A 17,698-nucleotide genomic window follows, 5' to 3' on the forward strand; every position below is an offset into this window, starting at 1 on the left:
TTGTAGTTAATTCGTTATATTCAATCACTTAGTTAATCGGAAATTGTTCGCAGCTCTTTCCGATTTTTTTATTCCCGTAATGTTATCTCATCATATATTTTTATTGGTTTTAGTGGTTATTTAATTAGTATTTGATTGTTTTTTATCGTGTAATTAATGCCATGAACATCATTAAAATAGCTCATCACATTCTCGATTGATTCTTCTTTAAAGCTGGCATTAAATTTCTCGTTGGCCAGTTTTTCGTTTTTATTAATGATCGTTACGTTGTAGCGTCTTTCTAGTTTAGTTATAATGTTTTTGAAAGTCATGTTTCTAAAAGTCAGTCCGCCATCAATCCAAGAAGTATAAATTTCAGTAAGAACCGGTTTTGTGAAAATCGAAGCATTTTCTTTATTGAAACTTCCTTTATAACCAGGTTTTAAGACTGTGTTTTTAGAAGCATCAAATTCTTCGTTTGAACGGTACATTCCAACAGAACCTTCAACCAAAACAACATCTGTAGCTGCATCTTCTGGATAATTAGAAACATTAAAATGAGTTCCTAAAACGCGTACATTCAGCGCATCAGCATTTACAATAAAAGGATGTTTTTTATCTTTTGCAACGTCAAAAAAAGCTTCTCCGTCCAGATAAACCTGACGATTTTCTCCAGAAATAAATTTTACGGGATATTTTAAAGTTGTTCCAGAGTTTAAATGAACCATAGTTCCGTCAGATAATTGCAAACGAAATTTTTTGCCAAACGGAATTTTAAGCGTGTTGTAGGCCAGTTTATCAGAATTGGTTTGATTCTCGTAAACTAATTTATCACCGTTTTGATTTCCAATAATATTTCCTTTTTTATCGTGAACCTGAACTTTTCCATTTTCAGAAATAACCTGAACGCTTCCGTCTTCCATCTGCAAGACAATATCCGAACTTTTAAAATCGAATGGAACTTCCGCACTTTTAGTAAAGAAACCTTGTTTGTAAGCAAAACCAACACCCAAAAGCACCAAGACAGAAGCCGCAATAGAAATATATTTTCTATAATTTGATTTTCTAGGCTCTATTTCAATTACTGTTTCCTGTTCTTTTGTTGCAGCTAGAATAGTATCGAAAATAGAATCAGCTTTCTGTTCCTCCATTTTTGGCATTTCGCCCAACAGATTTTTCACTTCTTCTACTGTCGGAAAATCATCAGTAAGATTATTATTGCGGCAATAGGCAATAACTTGTTCTGTTTCTTCGGCAGTACATTGGTTTAAAATAAATTTCTCTAAAAGCGTTTTTATTTCAGAATTTGAATTCATTAAGAATGTTTTTAGGTTCTGTGTTTCTATAATACAGCCGAGATGCAATCGAGTACTACTCAAACGTTATAAATTTTTAAATTTTAACATTTTTAATTATTTAATGCATTGGTTTTTAATGAAATGAGAATTTATTTTTTTGAAGAAATAATGATTAAATGCATTTGTCACCCTGAGAAATGAAGGATCACACAAGAAAAGAGACAAAAAATTCCTCAATCTGAATATAAAAATGATTTTTTGGGCGAGCCAGCATTAGAAAAAAGGGCCAACAATCTTTGTCTTTATGCGCCCCTTTTCCTAATGCTGTCGGGCTGTCCGCGCTACTTCGGTAGCTTGCTCCCATCCCTCTCGCGGGCAAACAGGTTTATTCACGATTCTTTTTTTCATTTTTAATTGGGAAAATCAATAGGAGCAGACAAAAAATTATTGATTTCGATTGTGGAATTTCGTGTGTGATCCTTCGTTCCTCAGGATGACAAGATCGGTTGAAGTTTTAAAAGCATTCAAAAAAAAATCACTCCGAAGAGTGATTTTAATGGCATTATTGTGGTTTTGGTTAGATAATTTCATCGTGAAGTTGAAAAAAACCGCGCATCGATTCGAGCGCTTTACTCATTTGGTTCCGGACTGTATTTATCGAGATTCCGAGTTCCTCGCTTATTTCTTCGTAGCTCATTCCTTTTTTTCGCGACATTTTAAAAATCTGCCGTCGTTTGGGCGGGAGCTGTTTTATAGCTTGTTTTCGAAGTTTTTTGCAATCGGCTTCCCGAACCGCATAATCTCCGTATTCATGTGATTTCTGACTTTCGTAGAAAACAGCTTCTTTCAATAAAATTTCATTCGCAGCCTTATTCAAAACATTAAAAGCCTGATTTCTGGCAATGGTAAAAATGTAGGCTTTAAAAGATTGTTCTACATTTAGACTTTCGCGATTGAGCCAAACTTTCATAAAAACATCCTGTACATTTTCCTCTGCAGCTTCTTTTGATTTAAGAAGACTAATGCTGTATCCATAAATATCTTGGCGGTACATATCAAAAAGTTGTCGAAAGGCTTTTTCGTTTCCTTTTTTGAGTTCACTTGCCAATAATTTTTCACTATGGTTGGCCGCTTCTAACAATTTAATTTGCGTTTATTTAATTCCAGTGGTATTAAACTATCAAAATGCGAGGTCTGATGTCTGACTTCTTCGCAAATATATAAAAATATTATTCTCAACAAATCATATATAAAAAAACTTAATTCAAATTTTTTGTTAGTTTTTTTAGAGAAAGACATAAAATGTTGTGTAAAGTGGCATTTTACAAGTAAGTGTCATTTTGACGCTTTTCTGAAGTAAAAAGTAATTTTTGAATTTTACTTTTGAGAATATTCTTATTTGAGAAATATAACAGAAACTCTTGTTCTGCTTTATTTCAAAAGAAAAATCCTTTTGTCTTCCTGAAAAGACAAAAGGATTTTGTTATATATAAACTCTAAATTTATTTTTAAAAAGAAAGAAGAGTCAAATTAGTTTTTCAAGTCTTTAATTACTTTAAAAGCCACATCTACTTGATCTTCTCCAACTAAGATTGTAAATTCATTCGAAGTAGAAATTACCTCATTGATAATAATTCCTTCCCAAGCCAAACGTTGGAAAATGAAGTAATAAATACCAGGAACAACAATATTTTCTTTTGGTAATTTTACCGTAATAGAAGCTAAATTATCCAATTTTTGGATTAATTTTTCTCTCATAAAGTGTTTTTCAACTAAGTGATTTACACTGCTGCTCACCACGATATTTGTTTCGTTTACTCCACGAGATGAGGTATAAAAAATATCAGATAGAGCATTAATATCAGAGATCAAATCTGCTTGTTTGTTTAAGACAGTTTCAGATGCAGCAAAAGTGTAATCGGTAAGTTCCGAACGAACTGTGATTTCACCAATATTTTTAATTACTTTATTGATTTTGTGGTTTAGTTTAAAATCTAGTTCTTCCGTTAGTCGTTTTAAAGACATTACAACAGCGCCTTGTTTTACTTCTTTGCCAAACTCACTTTCTAATTCGGTCATAATATTTCGCGAAAGTGAAGTTAGGTTAATAATTCCGAGCGACAGGGCATTTAATAAAAATGGTTTTGTTTTAATGTAGTTTTCTACAATAGAAGAAACAGTTTTCATAATCTTTTTTTTTTTTTGGTAACAGTTGAGTTGGTAGTTAATTTAACATTGCGATGTTATAATTCTTTGCAAATATAAATAAAAAAACAAATTGTTACAATTATAACAATGAAAAAATATGTTAAAAGTGATAAAAAGCGTCAGTAAGATGTTCAATTGCAAATGATTCGCCGTTTTTATGCACCGCAATGATATCAAAACGGATTTCTAAATCTTCTTGAAAATCCTTTTCCCTATCGTTTATGTAGGCATTTACTGCTTTAATGAGTAATTGAATTTTTTTGGACTTCACAAAATCTTGCGGAGAACCAAAATCTAAACTCGAACGGGTTTTAACTTCAACAATTGCCAAAACAGCATCTTTTTGTGCGATTATATCTATTTCTGCTTTTTGGATAACAAAGTTTCGTTCTATAATCGAATATCCATTTTCTTCAAGATATGCTGCAGCGAGATCTTCGCCTAATTTTCCTAAATCGTTATGTTCTGCCATGGGTTTTGTTTTTTTGTTTCAGGTTTCAAGTTTCAGGTTGTTGAAAATTGAATAATAGGTTTATGTTTTTTGCACGCAAAGACGCGAAGCTGCAAAGAATATTAAAACTTTGCGACTTCGCGTCTTTGCGAGATTTTATGTGGTATTGTTAGATTTGCTTAAATCCTAAGCAATGCGATATTACTTTTTAAAAGTAACCGTGCTTCCAGAAGCAGTAACTTCTATAGAAACAGTATTTCCCATAATTAAGGCTCTGTTGTCTCTAATATGACCTGCTGGGAAATTAAAAATTACTGGAATATTGTATTTTTTTGTTACATCATCAATAATTTCCAGAGCATTTTTCCCCCAAGGAACTTCATTGTCTTTCATGCTTGTCATTCCGCCAATGATAATTCCTTTTAAATTTTCGATACATCCGTTACGTCTTAGATTCATCATCATTCGGTCAATATGATACAGATATTCGTCTAAATCTTCTATAAATAAAATTTTATCCTTGCAGTCAATTGCCGATGGGGATCCTAATAAACTATACAAAATAGATAAATTACCGCCTACTAATTCTCCAGTAGCACTTCCCAAACGATTCATCGGAGTTGGGCTGATAGAGTAGGAAATAGGTTCGTTAAATAAAGCGGCTTTTAACGAGCTCACAGCATCTGGAGTCGCTCTAGGAACCGTTACGGGCATAATACCATGAATAGATTTGTAACCCATTGTATTCAAATGATTATGAAGAACCGTTACATCGCTGAAACCAATAACCCATTTTGGATGCTGTTTGAATTTGGTAAAATCTAATAAATCTAACATTCTAACAGTTCCGTATCCGCCTCGTACGCACCAAATTGCTTTAATATTCGGATTGTCCAATTGCTTTTGAAAATCGGCAGCTCTCTGTTCATCTGTTCCAGCCAATTGATGATAATCTAATCCAATTGTAGAACCAATTACGGCCTCTAAACCCCAACTATGCAATAAATCTATTGTTGGTTTTAAATTGTCATCAATGTTTTTTCTTGCTGTTGCCAAAAGAGCGACAGTATCTCCTTTTTGTAAATAAGGCGGTGTTATCATGTTTTGTTGAGATTGACAGTTGAATGAATGTAAAGCAAAAATAAGAAATGAGAGTTTACAAAAGACAAAGTGTCTCTTTATATAGTGAAAGCAGTTTTTATTCATTTTTTTCTTTTGCTTAAAATTATAAAATTAATTTTTAAGGTTTAACAATTTAACCTCCATATTGTTTTTGAAGCTCGGCCAAAAGTAACATTAAACCTTTGTCTGCTTCTTCAGACTGCACATTGGCAAATAAGATAAAAGCTTTATCGATGTTTTTGCAAATATACACTTTGGTTAAAAATGTTCCTGGATTTCCGTAGTGAAAAGAATATTTTAGGCCCGATTTTTCATTTATTTCAGAATACCATCCCAAAGAAAATTCAGAAAAACCAAAATGCATTTTATTAAATTCTTCTTCAGACAATACTTTTGATTTTCCTAACAAACCTTGTAGTTGCATCTGTGTAAATTTGCAAAAATCAGGAAGATTTACATTGATATTTCCTGCAGATGAAAGCCAATTTAATTTATAATTTACAAATGGTTTTTCAGGCTTCAAATTTTCATCATGTCCCCACGGCTGGTTTATATCAGTCACGTTTGGTTGTCCAAAACCGAAGTTAATATTTAGCTTTTTACCCAATTCTTGCACTAAAGTTTCATAACTCTTTCCAGTTGCTTTTTCGAGCATTAAACCTGCAGCAACAAAACTTGGATTGGAGCCATACCATTCTTGTTTTTCTGTAACAATTTGTTTTTGCTTAAAAAACCAGCTCATAAACTCATAACGCTGTTCTTGATTATTTCCTTTAATTTCTTGTTGATTTGGAGTTTCATTTCCGTAAGACCAAGTTGGAATTGGTGCTCTAAATGTTAAGAAATCTTGCAGAGTTGCATTATAAATTTCTGGATTACTTTCTGCTTTTAATTCAGGATACAAATCAAAAAAATTAGTATTCCATTTTATTTTCCCTTCTTTGACTAAAGTCGCCGCAATATAACTTGTGACCGTTTTTGTGATGGATCCTAAACGAAATATATCGTTAATTTTTGATTTATGAGAAGACTTGTAACGTTGAAATCCTAAAGCTTCAATTTCAAAAATAGAATCTGATGAAACGACTGCATAAGCCAATTCTGGAATTTTATATTGTTTTCTGATTTCCTCTGCTCTGGAACTATTTTTTTGCCCGTAAAATGGATTTATAAAGCTTAAGAATAAAGCAAAAAACAGTATTTTTTTCATGTTATAAATTATCAGATTTTCTCAGCAAGATACAAGACTTTTATTAGAAACAAATGTAATATTTTTAAATTTTATTTAGGTAAAAATCTTACAAAATAATTAAGTTTGTCTTTTAAAAAATCTTCTCTATGCCGTTAAAATATAAATTCTCTTTGATTATTCTTTTTGCGTTGAACGTTCTGTTTAGCCAACCTAAGAAATACAAAATACATACCGTAGCTTTTTACAATTTTGAAAATCTTTACGACACTGTAAATGATGAATTTACAAATGATGATGAGTGGACTCCAAATGGCACACAACGTTGGACGACAGAAAAATATAAGCAGAAATTAAAAAATCTAGCGAGAGTTATTTCTGAAATTGGAATGTCCGAAAATTCAAATGCGCCAACCTTAATTGGTGGAGCTGAAATAGAAAATCGTGACGTTTTAGAAGATTTAATAAAAGAACCAAAGCTATTGCCCCTAGATTTAGGAATCATTCATTTTGATTCTCCAGACAAACGAGGAATCGATGTGGCTTTGTTATATCAGAAAAAATATTTTCGACCCACTTCTTACTCGAATATTCCTTTAATTATTTATAAAAAAGAAATGATTAAAAAAGAACAAGAAGCAGAAGTTTTGGATGACGAAATTGAAATTAAAAAAGAAAATAAAAATCGAGTTTTTACAAGGGACCAGCTTTTGGTTTCTGGATTTTTGGAAGATGAAGAAATCCATATTATTGTCAATCACTGGCCGTCCAGATCTGGCGGAGAAAAAGCAACAATGATATTTCGGGAAGCCGCAGGAAAATTGAACCGAAAAATTATCGATTCATTACAACAAATTAATCAGCAGGCAAAAGTATTGACAATGGGAGATTTTAATGACGGACCATTTAATAAAAGTATAAAAATAGGGTTAGGTGCTAAGGGAATAAAATCTGAAGTCGCTGAATTTGATGTTTTTAATCCGTTTGAAGAGCTTGCTAAAAATGGCTTAGGAACTATTGCTTATAGGGATTCTTGGAATATTTTTGATCAAATTATCCTAACAGAATCCTTAGTTAAAGCTGATTTTTCGACTTTTAATTTTTGGAAAGCAGGTATTTTCAATAGATCTTATCTTATTCAAAATTTTGGAGCTTATAAGGGTTATCCCTTACGAAATACACTCAGCGAAGCAGGTTTTAGTGATCATTTTCCGGTTTATATTTATTTGATAAAAGAATTTAAATAAGTATTCAGTCTCAGTCGCAGTGTTCAGTCTCAGCAAAACTGAAAACTGCGACTGAGACTGAATACTTTTCACTACCTTAGCTATTCATAATTTAGTATTAAAAAATGGCTATAGCAAAACCTTTTAACCTTACGCAATGGATTGACGAAAACCGTCATTTACTAAAACCGCCTGTTGGAAATAAAAACCTGTATGTTGATTCTGGAGATTACATTGTAATGATTGTTGCAGGTCCAAATGCACGAAAAGATTATCATTATAACGAAACAGAAGAGCTTTTTTATCAGTTGGAAGGAAGCATTAAGGTTGTTATTCAGGAAGATGGACAGCGTAAAGAAATGGAATTAAATGCAGGCGATATGTATCTGCATCCTGCAAAAGTGCCGCATTCTCCTGTTCGTTCAGAAGGCTCTATCGGACTCGTGATCGAAAGAAAACGTGCTGGGCAAGGTTTTACAGATGGTTTGCTTTGGCATTGCGATAACTGCAATCATAAATTGTATGAAGTGTATTTTGAACTTCATAATATAGAGAAAGACTTTCTTCCTCATTTTGAACATTTCTACAACTCAGAAGAATTAAGAACCTGTGATAATTGTGGAACTGTTATGGAAACCGATCCTAGATTTACGGCTAAGAAGTAATATTTTATTTGATAGAAATACGAAACCCGACAGGTTTCAAAAAACTGTCGGGTTTAATTAATGTTTTATGTTTAGGATTTATAAAAAAATAATCCTCAGAATCAGTAACAAAATAAAATTACAACTCAAATTTCTTTCCTTGTTCAGGATAAATAATCTTCAATCCTAAATTGTTTTGAGCTTTTAACTGCTCTTTAATTTTGGCAATATTCTTTGCCGGCGGTTTCAAATGTGTAATAATAATTTTAAAGTTTTCCAGAGAACCTTTTCCTGCTAATTCCTCTAAAACATGAAGTTCCTTCATTAAATAATTCGGAGTCAAATGACCAAACAAAAATTTATCTGGCTGTTCATTTGGAAACGAAACTTCAATAAAAATTCCTTTCAATTGCTTGGCTTTAACCAATGGAGCAACTGCGGTCCATAAATTGCGAAGATTATTGCTTTTTTCTACTTCGTCAGGCCCTGTATCACCTAAATACAAAGCATAATTATTGTCGTTTTTAATTAAGAAAGCGGTACTTTCAAACGGATTAACATGGCTTAAAGGAAATGCTTTAACCGTCATTTTAGCATTGGTCAAAAGAGTTTCTTTCGCCAAATCTAAAGTCTGAAAATGATATTTTTTGATATGAAAACCAGGACCTGCATCTCCAAAATTAGCCCAAGTCTGATCGTTGAAATAATGGTTTTCCATCATTTCCATGCATTTCTTTGTAGCATAAACCGTTTTCGAAGAATCGGCTGGAGAATTGATTATCAAACCTGACACATGATCTAAATGTGCATGAGAAATCAAATATCCTTTGACGTATTTTCGTAAAACTTCGCTTGTAGAAGCTTTAAAAGTTTTATTTTCTATAGCTTTTTCGATTCCGGCGTTTACAGTTCCAGCATCAAGACAGATATAATCAGTTGTATTGGCTGGAGCGATTAAGTAAGACGAAAGATTTTTCTCGTCGATACCGCCCATTACTCCCAATGGAACTACAGAAAAAGAGGTTTTTTCCTTTTGGGAAAAAGCATTAGATGAAATTAAAATGATGCAAAGAAAAAAGCGATGGAAATTATTCATATTCAAAAAAATTAGAATTGCAAATTTCATCAATAAAGAGAAATAAAGCACTCAATTTTGAAAAAAATCATGTTAATTAACCCTAAATTTACATTTAACTAAAAATATATAGGATGATTAAAAAGGCGCTATTTGTACTGTTTTTGTTTTTAATGAGCTCAGAAGTATATTGCTGTGATTGTTCGGAAAAACCATCGATAAAAGAAAATTGGGAGCTAGCCCATCAGGTTTTTATTGGAAAAGTAGTAAAAGTTGATAGTTCTTTATATTCTGAATATGGTCAAAAAATGTACTCCTATACTATTAAAATTTCAAAAATTTATAAAGACGAGATTATTAATGGACAAAGTTTTAGAACGATTCTAGGAGTTAGTATGGGATCTTGTGATTATTATTTTGAAAAAGGAAAAGAGTATTTGATTTATACCCAAAAAGATTATAATGCTTTAGACTGTTCGATATGTTCGAGAACGAATCTATTACAAAATATTCAGAATAGTGAATTAGAATTGTTAGATGAGTTGTATAATAAATCAAAAAAAAATAGAGGTATACAAATCATTAAATTTCAGAATAACATTAAATATCAAATAGATTTAGTTAAAAAATCATTTGAAGAAAAATTAGAAAGAAAAAATAAAGTGATTTGTATTTTATCAAGTCTGAGTTTTATTCTTTTTGTTATTCTGCTTTTATTGTTTCTTAAAAATAAGCGTGTTTTTAAAAGCGACAAATAATTAAAATTAATTCTAAAACAATATCTTTACATAAAAATATAACAATTTTAACCAAAAAAGTTACAATGACAACAATAGCATCGCAATTTGGAATGAAGGAAGCTCTTGATAAATTGGGCATCAAGACAATAAATGAAGGAACATCAACAGGAATTAATAATTTTTCTTCTGGAGAAATCCTAGAAAGTTATTCGCCAGTTGATGGAAAATTAATTGCTTCGGTAAAAATGTCAACGGCAGCTGATTACGAAAAAGCAATTCAAACTGCGGCAGAAGCTTTTAAAACTTTTAGATTAATTCCTGCTCCACAGCGTGGTGAAATTGTGCGTCAGTTTGGAGAAAAATTGAGACAAAATAAAGAAGCGCTTGGTAAATTGGTTTCTTACGAAATGGGGAAATCATTACAAGAAGGATATGGAGAAGTACAGGAAATGATTGATATCTGCGATTTTGCAGTAGGGTTATCTCGTCAGCTTCACGGGTTAACAATGCATTCTGAAAGACCTGGACACCGTATGTACGAGCAATATCATCCGCTTGGAATTGTTGGAATTATTTCGGCATTTAATTTCCCAGTTGCAGTTTGGTCTTGGAACACAGCTTTAGCTTGGATTTCTGGAGATGTCTGCGTTTGGAAACCTTCTGAAAAAACACCTCTTTGCGGAATTGCCTGCCAAAATATAATTGCTCAAGTTATAAAAGAAAACAATCTTCCAGAAGGAATTTCGTGTTTAATAAATGGTGATTATAAAATAGGAGAATTATTGACTGCAGATACTCGAATTCCGCTTATTTCAGCTACAGGTTCTACCCGAATGGGGAAAATTGTAGCACAAACTGTTGCAGGAAGACTAGGAAAATCATTGTTAGAATTAGGAGGAAATAATGCTATTATTGTTACTCCAGATGCCGATATTAAAATGACGGTTATTGGTGCTGTTTTTGGCGCTGTTGGAACTGCTGGACAACGTTGTACTTCAACTCGACGATTGATTATTCATGAAAGTATTTATGATAAAGTAAAAGACGCGCTAGTTGCGGCTTATAAACAATTAAGAATCGGAAATCCGCTTGACGAAAATAATCATGTTGGACCTCTAATTGATACTCATGCTGTAGAAATGTATGCAGCAGCTTTGAATAAAGTTGTAGCCGAAGGTGGAAAAATCCTTGTTGAAGGAGGAGTGCTTTCTGGTCAAGGTTACGAGAGTGGTTGTTATGTAAAACCTGCAATTGCAGAAGCTGAAAATTCGTTTGAAATTGTACAGCATGAAACATTTGCTCCGGTTTTGTATTTAATTAAATATTCTGGAGAAGTAGAGAATGCCATCGAAATTCAGAATGGCGTTGCGCAAGGATTATCTTCTGCAATTATGACTAATAATTTACGCGAAGCAGAAAGATTTTTATCTGCAACAGGTTCTGATTGTGGAATAGCAAACGTAAATATAGGGACTTCTGGTGCCGAAATCGGAGGTGCTTTTGGTGGTGAAAAAGAAACAGGAGGAGGGCGTGAGTCAGGATCTGATGCGTGGAAAATTTATATGAGACGTCAGACCAATACCATTAATTATACTACAAATCTTCCGTTGGCACAAGGCATTAAATTTGACTTGTAATACAGGAAGTTTAAAAATAAACAAAAACCGCTTTTTTCAGTATTTGAGAAAGGCGGTTTTTTAATGCTAAAAATTTGTAGTATTTTTACTTTTATTAGCCTAAACCTTCTATAATTTATAAGCAACCAAAAATGACTCTATTTTTTTTAGCCGGACTTACCCCATTTGGATACGGATTTCTTGGAGTTCTTCTTTTATCATTTTTATTAGCCTATTTTTGGTTGAAATCAAATGGGAAAGAGGATAAAATTGGCTGTGTTTCTATTGGAATTGGAGGAATAATTATTTGGTTTGTTTTGATGTTTCCAACTTTTATTTCCTTTTCGATTATTGAAAATGGAAACCTATGGGCTAAAATTGGAGTTGCTTTTTTTTGGGTCTTAATCTTGGCGTTAGTTGTCTATTTCCGATTTGCAAAAAATACTTCCAGCGTTAAAAAAGTGATTTTTACCTTTTTTAAATACCTTCTGTATTTAATTTTTTTAGGTTTATTTCTGGTTCTGTTTTTCGGAATGGCATTTTATATTTACCAAAGACTTTTCACAAACGAAAAAAATCAAGATCCTGTTTGGGTTGCTTTCTTGTGCATTTTTTTTGTAGCAGCACTTATTTTAGCTGGATTTGGCCTTTTGAGTAAAAATAAAGAAGAGAAGAAAAGAGAAAAAACATCTTTCTATGATCTGGAACAAGCGAAATTAAAACCAGAATTAGTATTAGAATTGGATTTGTCTAAGAACAAATTAACACTATTTCCTGAAGAGATTTTGAAGTTTAAAAATTTGAAGTTTCTTATTTTAAGTCATAACCAAATTACCGAAGTTCCAAACGAAATCAATAAATTGAGTAAATTGATTGGTTTGGATTTAAGTAATAATCCAATTTCAGATGTAGAAAGAAATAGAATCAGAAAATTAGTTTCTACGGAAGTTGAGATCCTATTTTAAACCTTTAACCATATTACTATTTATCATTTTATGAATGATCTTTTCGAATTTTTAACTCAAAATAAAACAGATGCCGTAGAGGTTGTTTTTCTGATGCTTTTTAGTTTAGGAATTGCTTTGTTCCAGACGGTAATTTATTCAGGGCTTTTTAATTTTAAATTTCCAAACTGGCTGTTTTTTGTTTTATCTCCTGCAATTGTTGGAGTAAGTTTTCTAATTGATTCTTCGTATCCTTTGGCAGTTGTATTGCTATTGTTTTTGTCTGTTTTTTTATCAGCTTTTATTGGAATGATTGTTTCGGGAATTAGAAGCAGTAAAGAGGAAAGAATAGAAAGAGAAAAATTCAATCGGAAACATAATATTCAAAAAACACCATTGAGTAAAAAAATCCTTGGAATCGTTGTTTTGATCGGTATTATTTTATCTTTTATCTATTTGGCTGAAAATGGAAATTTGAAACTTCTTTTGCTTATTATTCCAGGTTTCATTATAGTTAGTTCTATATTTTTCCCAAGTAATAAAAGCAAATTTATGAGGCTGCAGTCTATTTTACCAACTTCAAAAATTGATGCAATAGCGATGGGTCAGGTAGAGATTGTAGGAGATTTAGAAGAAATCGAACCCATTATTTCGCCCTATTTTAATAAACCTTGTATTGGATATTATTATAAAATTGAAAAAGAAAGTCCTCGCGATGATGATGGAAGAACGACTTACAGCACTATTTTTTCAGAAATTAAAACAGGTAAATTTAAGATAAAAGACGAAACAGGCTCGGTAACAGTAGATGGGGAAGGATTAGAATATTATTTCAACAGAATAGATAATCAAGCAGGAGGAAAGACCAGGTATACCGAAACTTACTTAAAAAGCAATGATTATATGCTTCTTATAGGTTACGCAGATTCAGACAATGGTACTACCATAATTAGAAAAGGAAGTCCAGATACTGTTTTTGGCATTGCTATGCCGAGAAGTATTTCATTCAGAAATAAATATAAACCTTTATTAGACTCTTTTTTGGTGACTTTGTTTTTCATTTCCCTTATACTAATTTATATCATTTTAAATTAAAAAAATATGACCGCTCAAAACATTGCCTTAATTGTTGGATTACTTCTCATACTTATATTTTTTAATGTACTTATCAGAATTTATAATAAGTTGGTTATGCTAAAGAATAATTATGAGAAAGCTTTTAGAAACATTGATGTTATTTTAATGCAGAGAGCTGATGAAGTTCCAGAATTGGTGAAAGTAGCTTCGAAATTTATGGAACATGAAACCGCAATGCTAACCAGTTTGACCAAATTAAGAACTGATTTTTTGAATTCAAAAACATTTGATGAAAAAATAGAAAATGCCAATGAGTTTTCAAAAACCATGAAAAATCTATTTGCAGTTTCTGAAAATTATCCAGCTCTTTTATCCAACAATAATTTTCTAGAATTGCAGAAAAGAGTTTCTCAAATGGAAGATAAAATTGCAGACAGGAGAGAGTTTTTTAATGATAGTGTAAGTCTTTATAATGTTGGAATTCAGGAATTCCCTAATTTTATATTAGCCAAAATGATTGGTTATAGAGCGCAAGGTCTATTTGAAGTTACACTCAATGAAAAGAAGTATGACGGGATTCAATTTTAATACTTTTTTTGGTCATGAAAACCAGATTAACAATCTGGGGGACCAAGTTCTAATCTATGGTTTTGCAGGTATTGTTTTTAGTATTGTTGCGCTGTTATTTATTTCAATATTGATTAGAAAACTGGGACTTAAAAGTTTCAATAGCTATTTTATTAATCCGCTTATGTTATCTTTAGGATTAACATTACTTGTGGCTATTTTGCCAACAATTGTCTTTTATGTTGTGGCTTCAGATATTTCTGGTGTAAAAATTATGTACAGTTGGATCACCATTTTTATTGGAATGTTGTTTTTTGTTGGTTTGAATCTTGAAACAATCAAAAAATGTTTGAATGAATTTGGAAAAGTTACAGAACAAGAGGAGTTTAGAAATCGAAGAGGATAATGATAAAAAAGTAAAAAAGGCTTCCAGATTTGGAAGCCTTTTTAAGTTAAGTTAGTTTTTATTTTTTAATTAATGTTTGGTTAAATGCTCCATCAACAGTATAGATTTTAGCTAGATAAGTTCCAGGAATTAAACCGCTTGTATCAATGCTTTCAGAGTTTCCAGAATTAACTACAAGGTTTCCAGAAATATTGTAAATAAGTACTTTTTGTACTTTCTGTTCTGGATCTGATAAGTATAATGTACTTGAAACAGGATTAGGATATAAAATTATTTTTGCTGATTCTACAGTTGTAGTTTCGGTAACTGTAGCCATTTTCAAAGTCGTTCCGCTGTAAACTGTACTGATATAGAATAAATTAGCAACTGAGCCTTTTGTTATAGTATGAGAACCAGCAGCAATTGAAGCCGTTACGATACCAGCCGATGCTGTATAGGAAACATTGTCTACTTTGATCGTTCCAGTAAAGCTTGAATCGAAAACCAAAGTTAAAGTTGATGCACTAGTTGTTGTATACGTTATTGATGTATTAGATTCTATCTTTAAACGCTCTGTCAATGTTAATCCGTTATAGGTTACAGATCCAGGAGTAGAATTCATGTTTCCTGTAATAGAGTAGAACGTACTTGTTTTTCCAGACGTTGTAAAGTTATGAAGCTCAGATCCGCCAGTTGAGCCTGTTGTTACCGTTATTGTTCCTGATGCCGTTACAGGTGTTCCTGCAGTGCCTGATGTTGTTACAGAATAAGATGCATTTGCTGTTGGTGTTCCTGTAATAGTTATAGTTTTTGCTGTTGTGTTTTTTACAAAAGACAATCCAGAAGCAGGTAATCCAGTTACAGATGCATCTGTAGCGTTTCCGCCCCAAGTAAATACAATCGAAGCAATAGCAGTTCCAGAAGAAACCGTTTGGCTGTTGTTGCCAGATGAAGTTAATGTTTGTGTTCCAGCTGCAGTTACTGTTACAGTTCCAGAACCAGTAGCTGGGGAACCACTAGTTCCAGAAGTTGCAATGGAATACGAAACTGTTGCAGTTGGCGTACCCGTAATAGTTATAGTTTTAGCTGTAGAATTTTTTACAAAAGATAATCCAGAAGCAGGCAATCCTGTTACTGTTGCATCAGTTGCATCTCCACCCCATGTAAATACGATTGAAGAGATTGCAGTGCCACTTGCAACTGTTTGATTGTTGTTTGATGCAGAAGTCAAAGTTAAGGTCTGCGTTCCAGCAGGTGGATTTCCTTCTCCTTGTACAGCTACTAAAGTTCCCGTATAGTTTGTAAGAGCTGTTTTTAATGCAGTTATTACTAATGAAGAAGTATCATCTGTTGCATTATTAAATGTCCATTTTAAATCTCCTCCAGAAACACGTCCAGCATATTGAGTAGTTTTTGTTTTCGCCGCAGCGGGAGTATCGATTACTAAATTTTTTACATACAAATTAGCATCTGTATCGAAGTTATTGTAAACATTAGCGCCCGATTTAGATTTTACAGCACTGCTCACCGTTTCTCCTCTTGTTGCTGCTACGTAAGCATCAAAATCTGTTGTAGAGCTTATTTTTCCTGAAATATTGTACAATGGATTTGGATCATTATAAGCTACAAAACGCATATTATTTGTTCCGTTAGAAGCATCAAAAGTATTATTGAAAGCTTTAATGCTTCCTCCAGCTTCACCTGAGAATGTTCCCATTGTTCCAGCATTATTCACTTGGTTTGCTTCATCCCAAATATCAGAACCTTGAAGTGAAGTTAGCATTGGGTGCTTACTATTTCTAAAATAATTTCCTTCAACAAAAAGTGAAGATCCCATAGTTGATCCTGCTCCATATTTAGAAACACCATCGTAATAGTTGTTATAAATATGTGCTGAATAATAACGCACACGAGGATGACGTGAATCGGAATGGTCAAACCAGTTGTGGTGATACGTGATATAAAGTCCAGAAGTTGTTCCTTCGCTTAAACCTAAAAGACTTGCTTTTCCATTATCCCAAAAGTGGTTGTATGATAATGTGATATAAGTTGAAGTTTTGTTGTCAAGTGCACCGTCGCCTTTTATTTGGTCAGCATCACTGCCTGCATTTCCGTAGAATAAATCACAGTTATGAACCCAAACGTGGTCATTGTCCTGCTGCATTCCTACGTTATCGCCTGCAGTACTATTGCAGTTCATAAACCCAAGATTGCTTACCTCGATGTTGGAAGCCGACTTCAGTCTAACTCCCCATCCATTTGCGACAGCATCGTCTCCAATACCTTCAATGGTAACATAACTCGAAGCATTATTTGCGTTTTCAATAACAACATCGCCACCTTCCATAACCGTCATATCAGTGATATTTCCGATTAAACGGATAATAAACGGACGAGTGTCTTTTCCTTTCTTGATAGCGTAAAGAATATTCTGTAAACCAATACAAGGGTTTGAACTTGCACCAGTAATATTCATTGAAATAGTGTTTTTAGTATTTTGGGTAATGTACAGAATTACCGCATTGTCTTTAGGAGTTCCGTCTGCTTTGTATCCTCCGGGAACACGCCCGCCATCAAAAGCAAATCCGTTTCTGTCGTGTGCAGTTACGGTTAGATTTCCTGTTGTGGCTCCAGTTCCTTCTGTGCCATTTACAACAGGTTTTACTTTTACAGTGTAAGTTCCGACTTTAAGTCCCGGAATGTCAGCGCGGAAATAAGAACCATAACTTCTAATAAGCTGGTCGTCTATTTTTTGGTCTGTAAATCCATTGCCCGTGTAATACACATTGTAGGTCTGAGCACCACTGACTGGCTGCCATTTTACAAAAGCAGTTTCCAACCAGCCAGAAGCTTCATTAATTTGGATAGTTTGGGCCCATAATTGAACTGTCATGAGAAAGACAGCCACGAAAAGTAGGTTTTTTTTCATAAGGTTTGTTTAAGATAGTTAATAAAATAAGTAAGTGGTTTTTACTTTCGATTTCAAGTGGTTTAATTGTAATCGATTACACAAAATTATATATTAATTTTTAATAGTATAATTTTTTTGCTAAAAAAAAGAAGATGCTTGAATTATTGAGCTTTTAAAATATTAAAAATGTAATAAATTGCATTAATTGTAATTTATTACATATTAGTCGTTGAGTACGGAAAGCCGTATTTTTCTCGCCTTTAGTA

16 protein-coding genes are annotated in these 17,698 nt (G+C 32.8%); 8 read left to right on the forward strand and 8 right to left on the reverse strand.

Annotation, left to right across the window (positions count from 1 at the left end):
- Window positions 1-116: 116 nt before the first annotated feature.
- The 6 genes from SOM12_RS17375 to SOM12_RS17400 form a co-directional block, all read right to left on the reverse strand.
- Window positions 117-1,295 carry a FecR family protein gene (locus SOM12_RS17375; protein ID WP_320494568.1) on the reverse strand — a complete coding sequence of 393 codons (1,179 nt, stop codon included), beginning with the start codon at window positions 1,293-1,295 and terminating at the stop codon, window positions 117-119.
- 559 nt (window positions 1,296-1,854) lie between these two features.
- Window positions 1,855-2,418 carry an RNA polymerase sigma factor gene (locus SOM12_RS17380; RefSeq protein ID WP_320494569.1) on the reverse strand — a complete coding sequence of 188 codons (564 nt, stop codon included), beginning with the start codon at window positions 2,416-2,418 and terminating at the stop codon, window positions 1,855-1,857.
- Between the two features lie 389 nt (window positions 2,419-2,807).
- Complete coding sequence (locus SOM12_RS17385) at window positions 2,808-3,464, reverse strand: hypothetical protein (protein ID WP_008466087.1); 657 nt, start codon at window positions 3,462-3,464, stop codon at window positions 2,808-2,810.
- A 121-nt stretch (window positions 3,465-3,585) separates the two neighbouring features.
- Entirely contained in the window at window positions 3,586-3,957 is a 372-nt protein-coding gene (locus SOM12_RS17390; protein ID WP_095929629.1) for a YraN family protein, read from the reverse strand.
- Window positions 3,958-4,137: 180 nt separating this feature from the next.
- The gene (locus SOM12_RS17395; RefSeq protein WP_095929630.1) at window positions 4,138-5,037 is read right to left on the reverse strand and encodes a S66 peptidase family protein; all 900 of its coding nucleotides are present in this window, start codon (window positions 5,035-5,037) and stop codon (window positions 4,138-4,140) included.
- 154 nt (window positions 5,038-5,191) lie between these two features.
- The gene (locus SOM12_RS17400) at window positions 5,192-6,268 is read right to left on the reverse strand and encodes a serine hydrolase domain-containing protein (RefSeq protein WP_320494573.1); all 1,077 of its coding nucleotides are present in this window, start codon (window positions 6,266-6,268) and stop codon (window positions 5,192-5,194) included.
- 128 nt (window positions 6,269-6,396) lie between these two features.
- Here SOM12_RS17400 and SOM12_RS17405 point away from each other — a divergent pair, with 128 nt between their 5' ends.
- Together SOM12_RS17405 and SOM12_RS17410 are read left to right on the forward strand one after the other, a co-directional pair.
- A complete protein-coding gene (locus SOM12_RS17405) occupies window positions 6,397-7,494 on the forward strand; it encodes an endonuclease/exonuclease/phosphatase family protein (RefSeq protein ID WP_320494574.1) in 1,098 nt (365 codons plus the stop codon).
- A gap of 104 nt (window positions 7,495-7,598) precedes the next feature.
- Complete coding sequence (locus tag SOM12_RS17410) at window positions 7,599-8,138, forward strand: 3-hydroxyanthranilate 3,4-dioxygenase (RefSeq protein WP_286971470.1); 540 nt, start codon at window positions 7,599-7,601, stop codon at window positions 8,136-8,138.
- A gap of 118 nt (window positions 8,139-8,256) precedes the next feature.
- Here the strand turns inward: SOM12_RS17410 and SOM12_RS17415 are convergent, their stop codons facing one another.
- Window positions 8,257-9,213 (reverse strand): 3',5'-cyclic-nucleotide phosphodiesterase, encoded by a 957-nt coding sequence (locus SOM12_RS17415; protein WP_320494577.1) that lies wholly within the window; start codon window positions 9,211-9,213, stop codon window positions 8,257-8,259.
- Window positions 9,214-9,326: 113 nt separating this feature from the next.
- Between SOM12_RS17415 and SOM12_RS17420 the strand changes: the two genes are divergently transcribed.
- The 6 genes from SOM12_RS17420 (at window position 9,327) to SOM12_RS17445 (ending at window position 14,542) form a co-directional block, all read left to right on the forward strand.
- Window positions 9,327-9,950, forward strand: a complete 624-nt coding sequence (locus SOM12_RS17420; protein WP_095929634.1) for a hypothetical protein — start codon at window positions 9,327-9,329, stop codon at window positions 9,948-9,950.
- Between the two features lie 65 nt (window positions 9,951-10,015).
- Window positions 10,016-11,569 carry an aldehyde dehydrogenase family protein gene (locus SOM12_RS17425; protein WP_095929635.1) on the forward strand — a complete coding sequence of 518 codons (1,554 nt, stop codon included), beginning with the start codon at window positions 10,016-10,018 and terminating at the stop codon, window positions 11,567-11,569.
- A 131-nt stretch (window positions 11,570-11,700) separates the two neighbouring features.
- Entirely contained in the window at window positions 11,701-12,513 is an 813-nt protein-coding gene (locus SOM12_RS17430) for a leucine-rich repeat domain-containing protein (RefSeq protein ID WP_320494578.1), read from the forward strand.
- Between the two features lie 30 nt (window positions 12,514-12,543).
- A complete protein-coding gene (locus SOM12_RS17435; protein WP_320494579.1) occupies window positions 12,544-13,587 on the forward strand; it encodes a hypothetical protein in 1,044 nt (347 codons plus the stop codon).
- 6 nt (window positions 13,588-13,593) lie between these two features.
- Entirely contained in the window at window positions 13,594-14,157 is a 564-nt protein-coding gene (locus tag SOM12_RS17440) for a LemA family protein (protein ID WP_320494580.1), read from the forward strand.
- Window positions 14,126-14,542, forward strand: a complete 417-nt coding sequence (locus tag SOM12_RS17445) for a hypothetical protein (RefSeq protein ID WP_320494581.1) — start codon at window positions 14,126-14,128, stop codon at window positions 14,540-14,542. The genes SOM12_RS17440 and SOM12_RS17445 overlap by 32 nt, the downstream gene beginning before the upstream one ends.
- A 58-nt stretch (window positions 14,543-14,600) precedes the next feature.
- On the opposite strand, the gene SOM12_RS17450 is transcribed toward SOM12_RS17445, so the two are convergent.
- Window positions 14,601-17,450: a T9SS type A sorting domain-containing protein gene (locus SOM12_RS17450; RefSeq protein WP_320494582.1), complete on the reverse strand. Its 2,850-nt coding sequence runs from the start codon at window positions 17,448-17,450 to the stop codon at window positions 14,601-14,603.
- Window positions 17,451-17,698 lie beyond the last annotated feature (248 nt).

This window comes from Flavobacterium sp. CFBP9031, from assembly GCF_034044945.1.
Lineage (GTDB): Bacteria > Bacteroidota > Bacteroidia > Flavobacteriales > Flavobacteriaceae > Flavobacterium.

Bases quoted from the DNA above. Each gene is read 5' to 3' on its own strand.
- SOM12_RS17445 (WP_320494581.1), top strand. From the start codon at position 14,126: ATGAAAAGAAGTATGACGGGATTCAATTTTAATACTTTTTTTGGTCAT.
- SOM12_RS17425 (WP_095929635.1), top strand. From the start codon at position 10,016: ATGACAACAATAGCATCGCAATTTGGAATGAAGGAAGCTCTTGATAAA.
- SOM12_RS17395 (WP_095929630.1), bottom strand. From the start codon at position 5,037: ATGATAACACCGCCTTATTTACAAAAAGGAGATACTGTCGCTCTTTTG.
- SOM12_RS17430 (WP_320494578.1), top strand. From the start codon at position 11,701: ATGACTCTATTTTTTTTAGCCGGACTTACCCCATTTGGATACGGATTT.
- SOM12_RS17440 (WP_320494580.1), top strand. From the start codon at position 13,594: ATGACCGCTCAAAACATTGCCTTAATTGTTGGATTACTTCTCATACTT.
- SOM12_RS17450 (WP_320494582.1), bottom strand. From the start codon at position 17,450: ATGAAAAAAAACCTACTTTTCGTGGCTGTCTTTCTCATGACAGTTCAA.
- SOM12_RS17375 (WP_320494568.1), bottom strand. From the start codon at position 1,295: ATGAATTCAAATTCTGAAATAAAAACGCTTTTAGAGAAATTTATTTTA.
- SOM12_RS17415 (WP_320494577.1), bottom strand. From the start codon at position 9,213: ATGAATAATTTCCATCGCTTTTTTCTTTGCATCATTTTAATTTCATCT.
- SOM12_RS17420 (WP_095929634.1), top strand. From the start codon at position 9,327: ATGATTAAAAAGGCGCTATTTGTACTGTTTTTGTTTTTAATGAGCTCA.
- SOM12_RS17385 (WP_008466087.1), bottom strand. From the start codon at position 3,464: ATGAAAACTGTTTCTTCTATTGTAGAAAACTACATTAAAACAAAACCA.
- SOM12_RS17435 (WP_320494579.1), top strand. From the start codon at position 12,544: ATGAATGATCTTTTCGAATTTTTAACTCAAAATAAAACAGATGCCGTA.
- SOM12_RS17410 (WP_286971470.1), top strand. From the start codon at position 7,599: ATGGCTATAGCAAAACCTTTTAACCTTACGCAATGGATTGACGAAAAC.
- SOM12_RS17400 (WP_320494573.1), bottom strand. From the start codon at position 6,268: ATGAAAAAAATACTGTTTTTTGCTTTATTCTTAAGCTTTATAAATCCA.
- SOM12_RS17405 (WP_320494574.1), top strand. From the start codon at position 6,397: ATGCCGTTAAAATATAAATTCTCTTTGATTATTCTTTTTGCGTTGAAC.
- SOM12_RS17390 (WP_095929629.1), bottom strand. From the start codon at position 3,957: ATGGCAGAACATAACGATTTAGGAAAATTAGGCGAAGATCTCGCTGCA.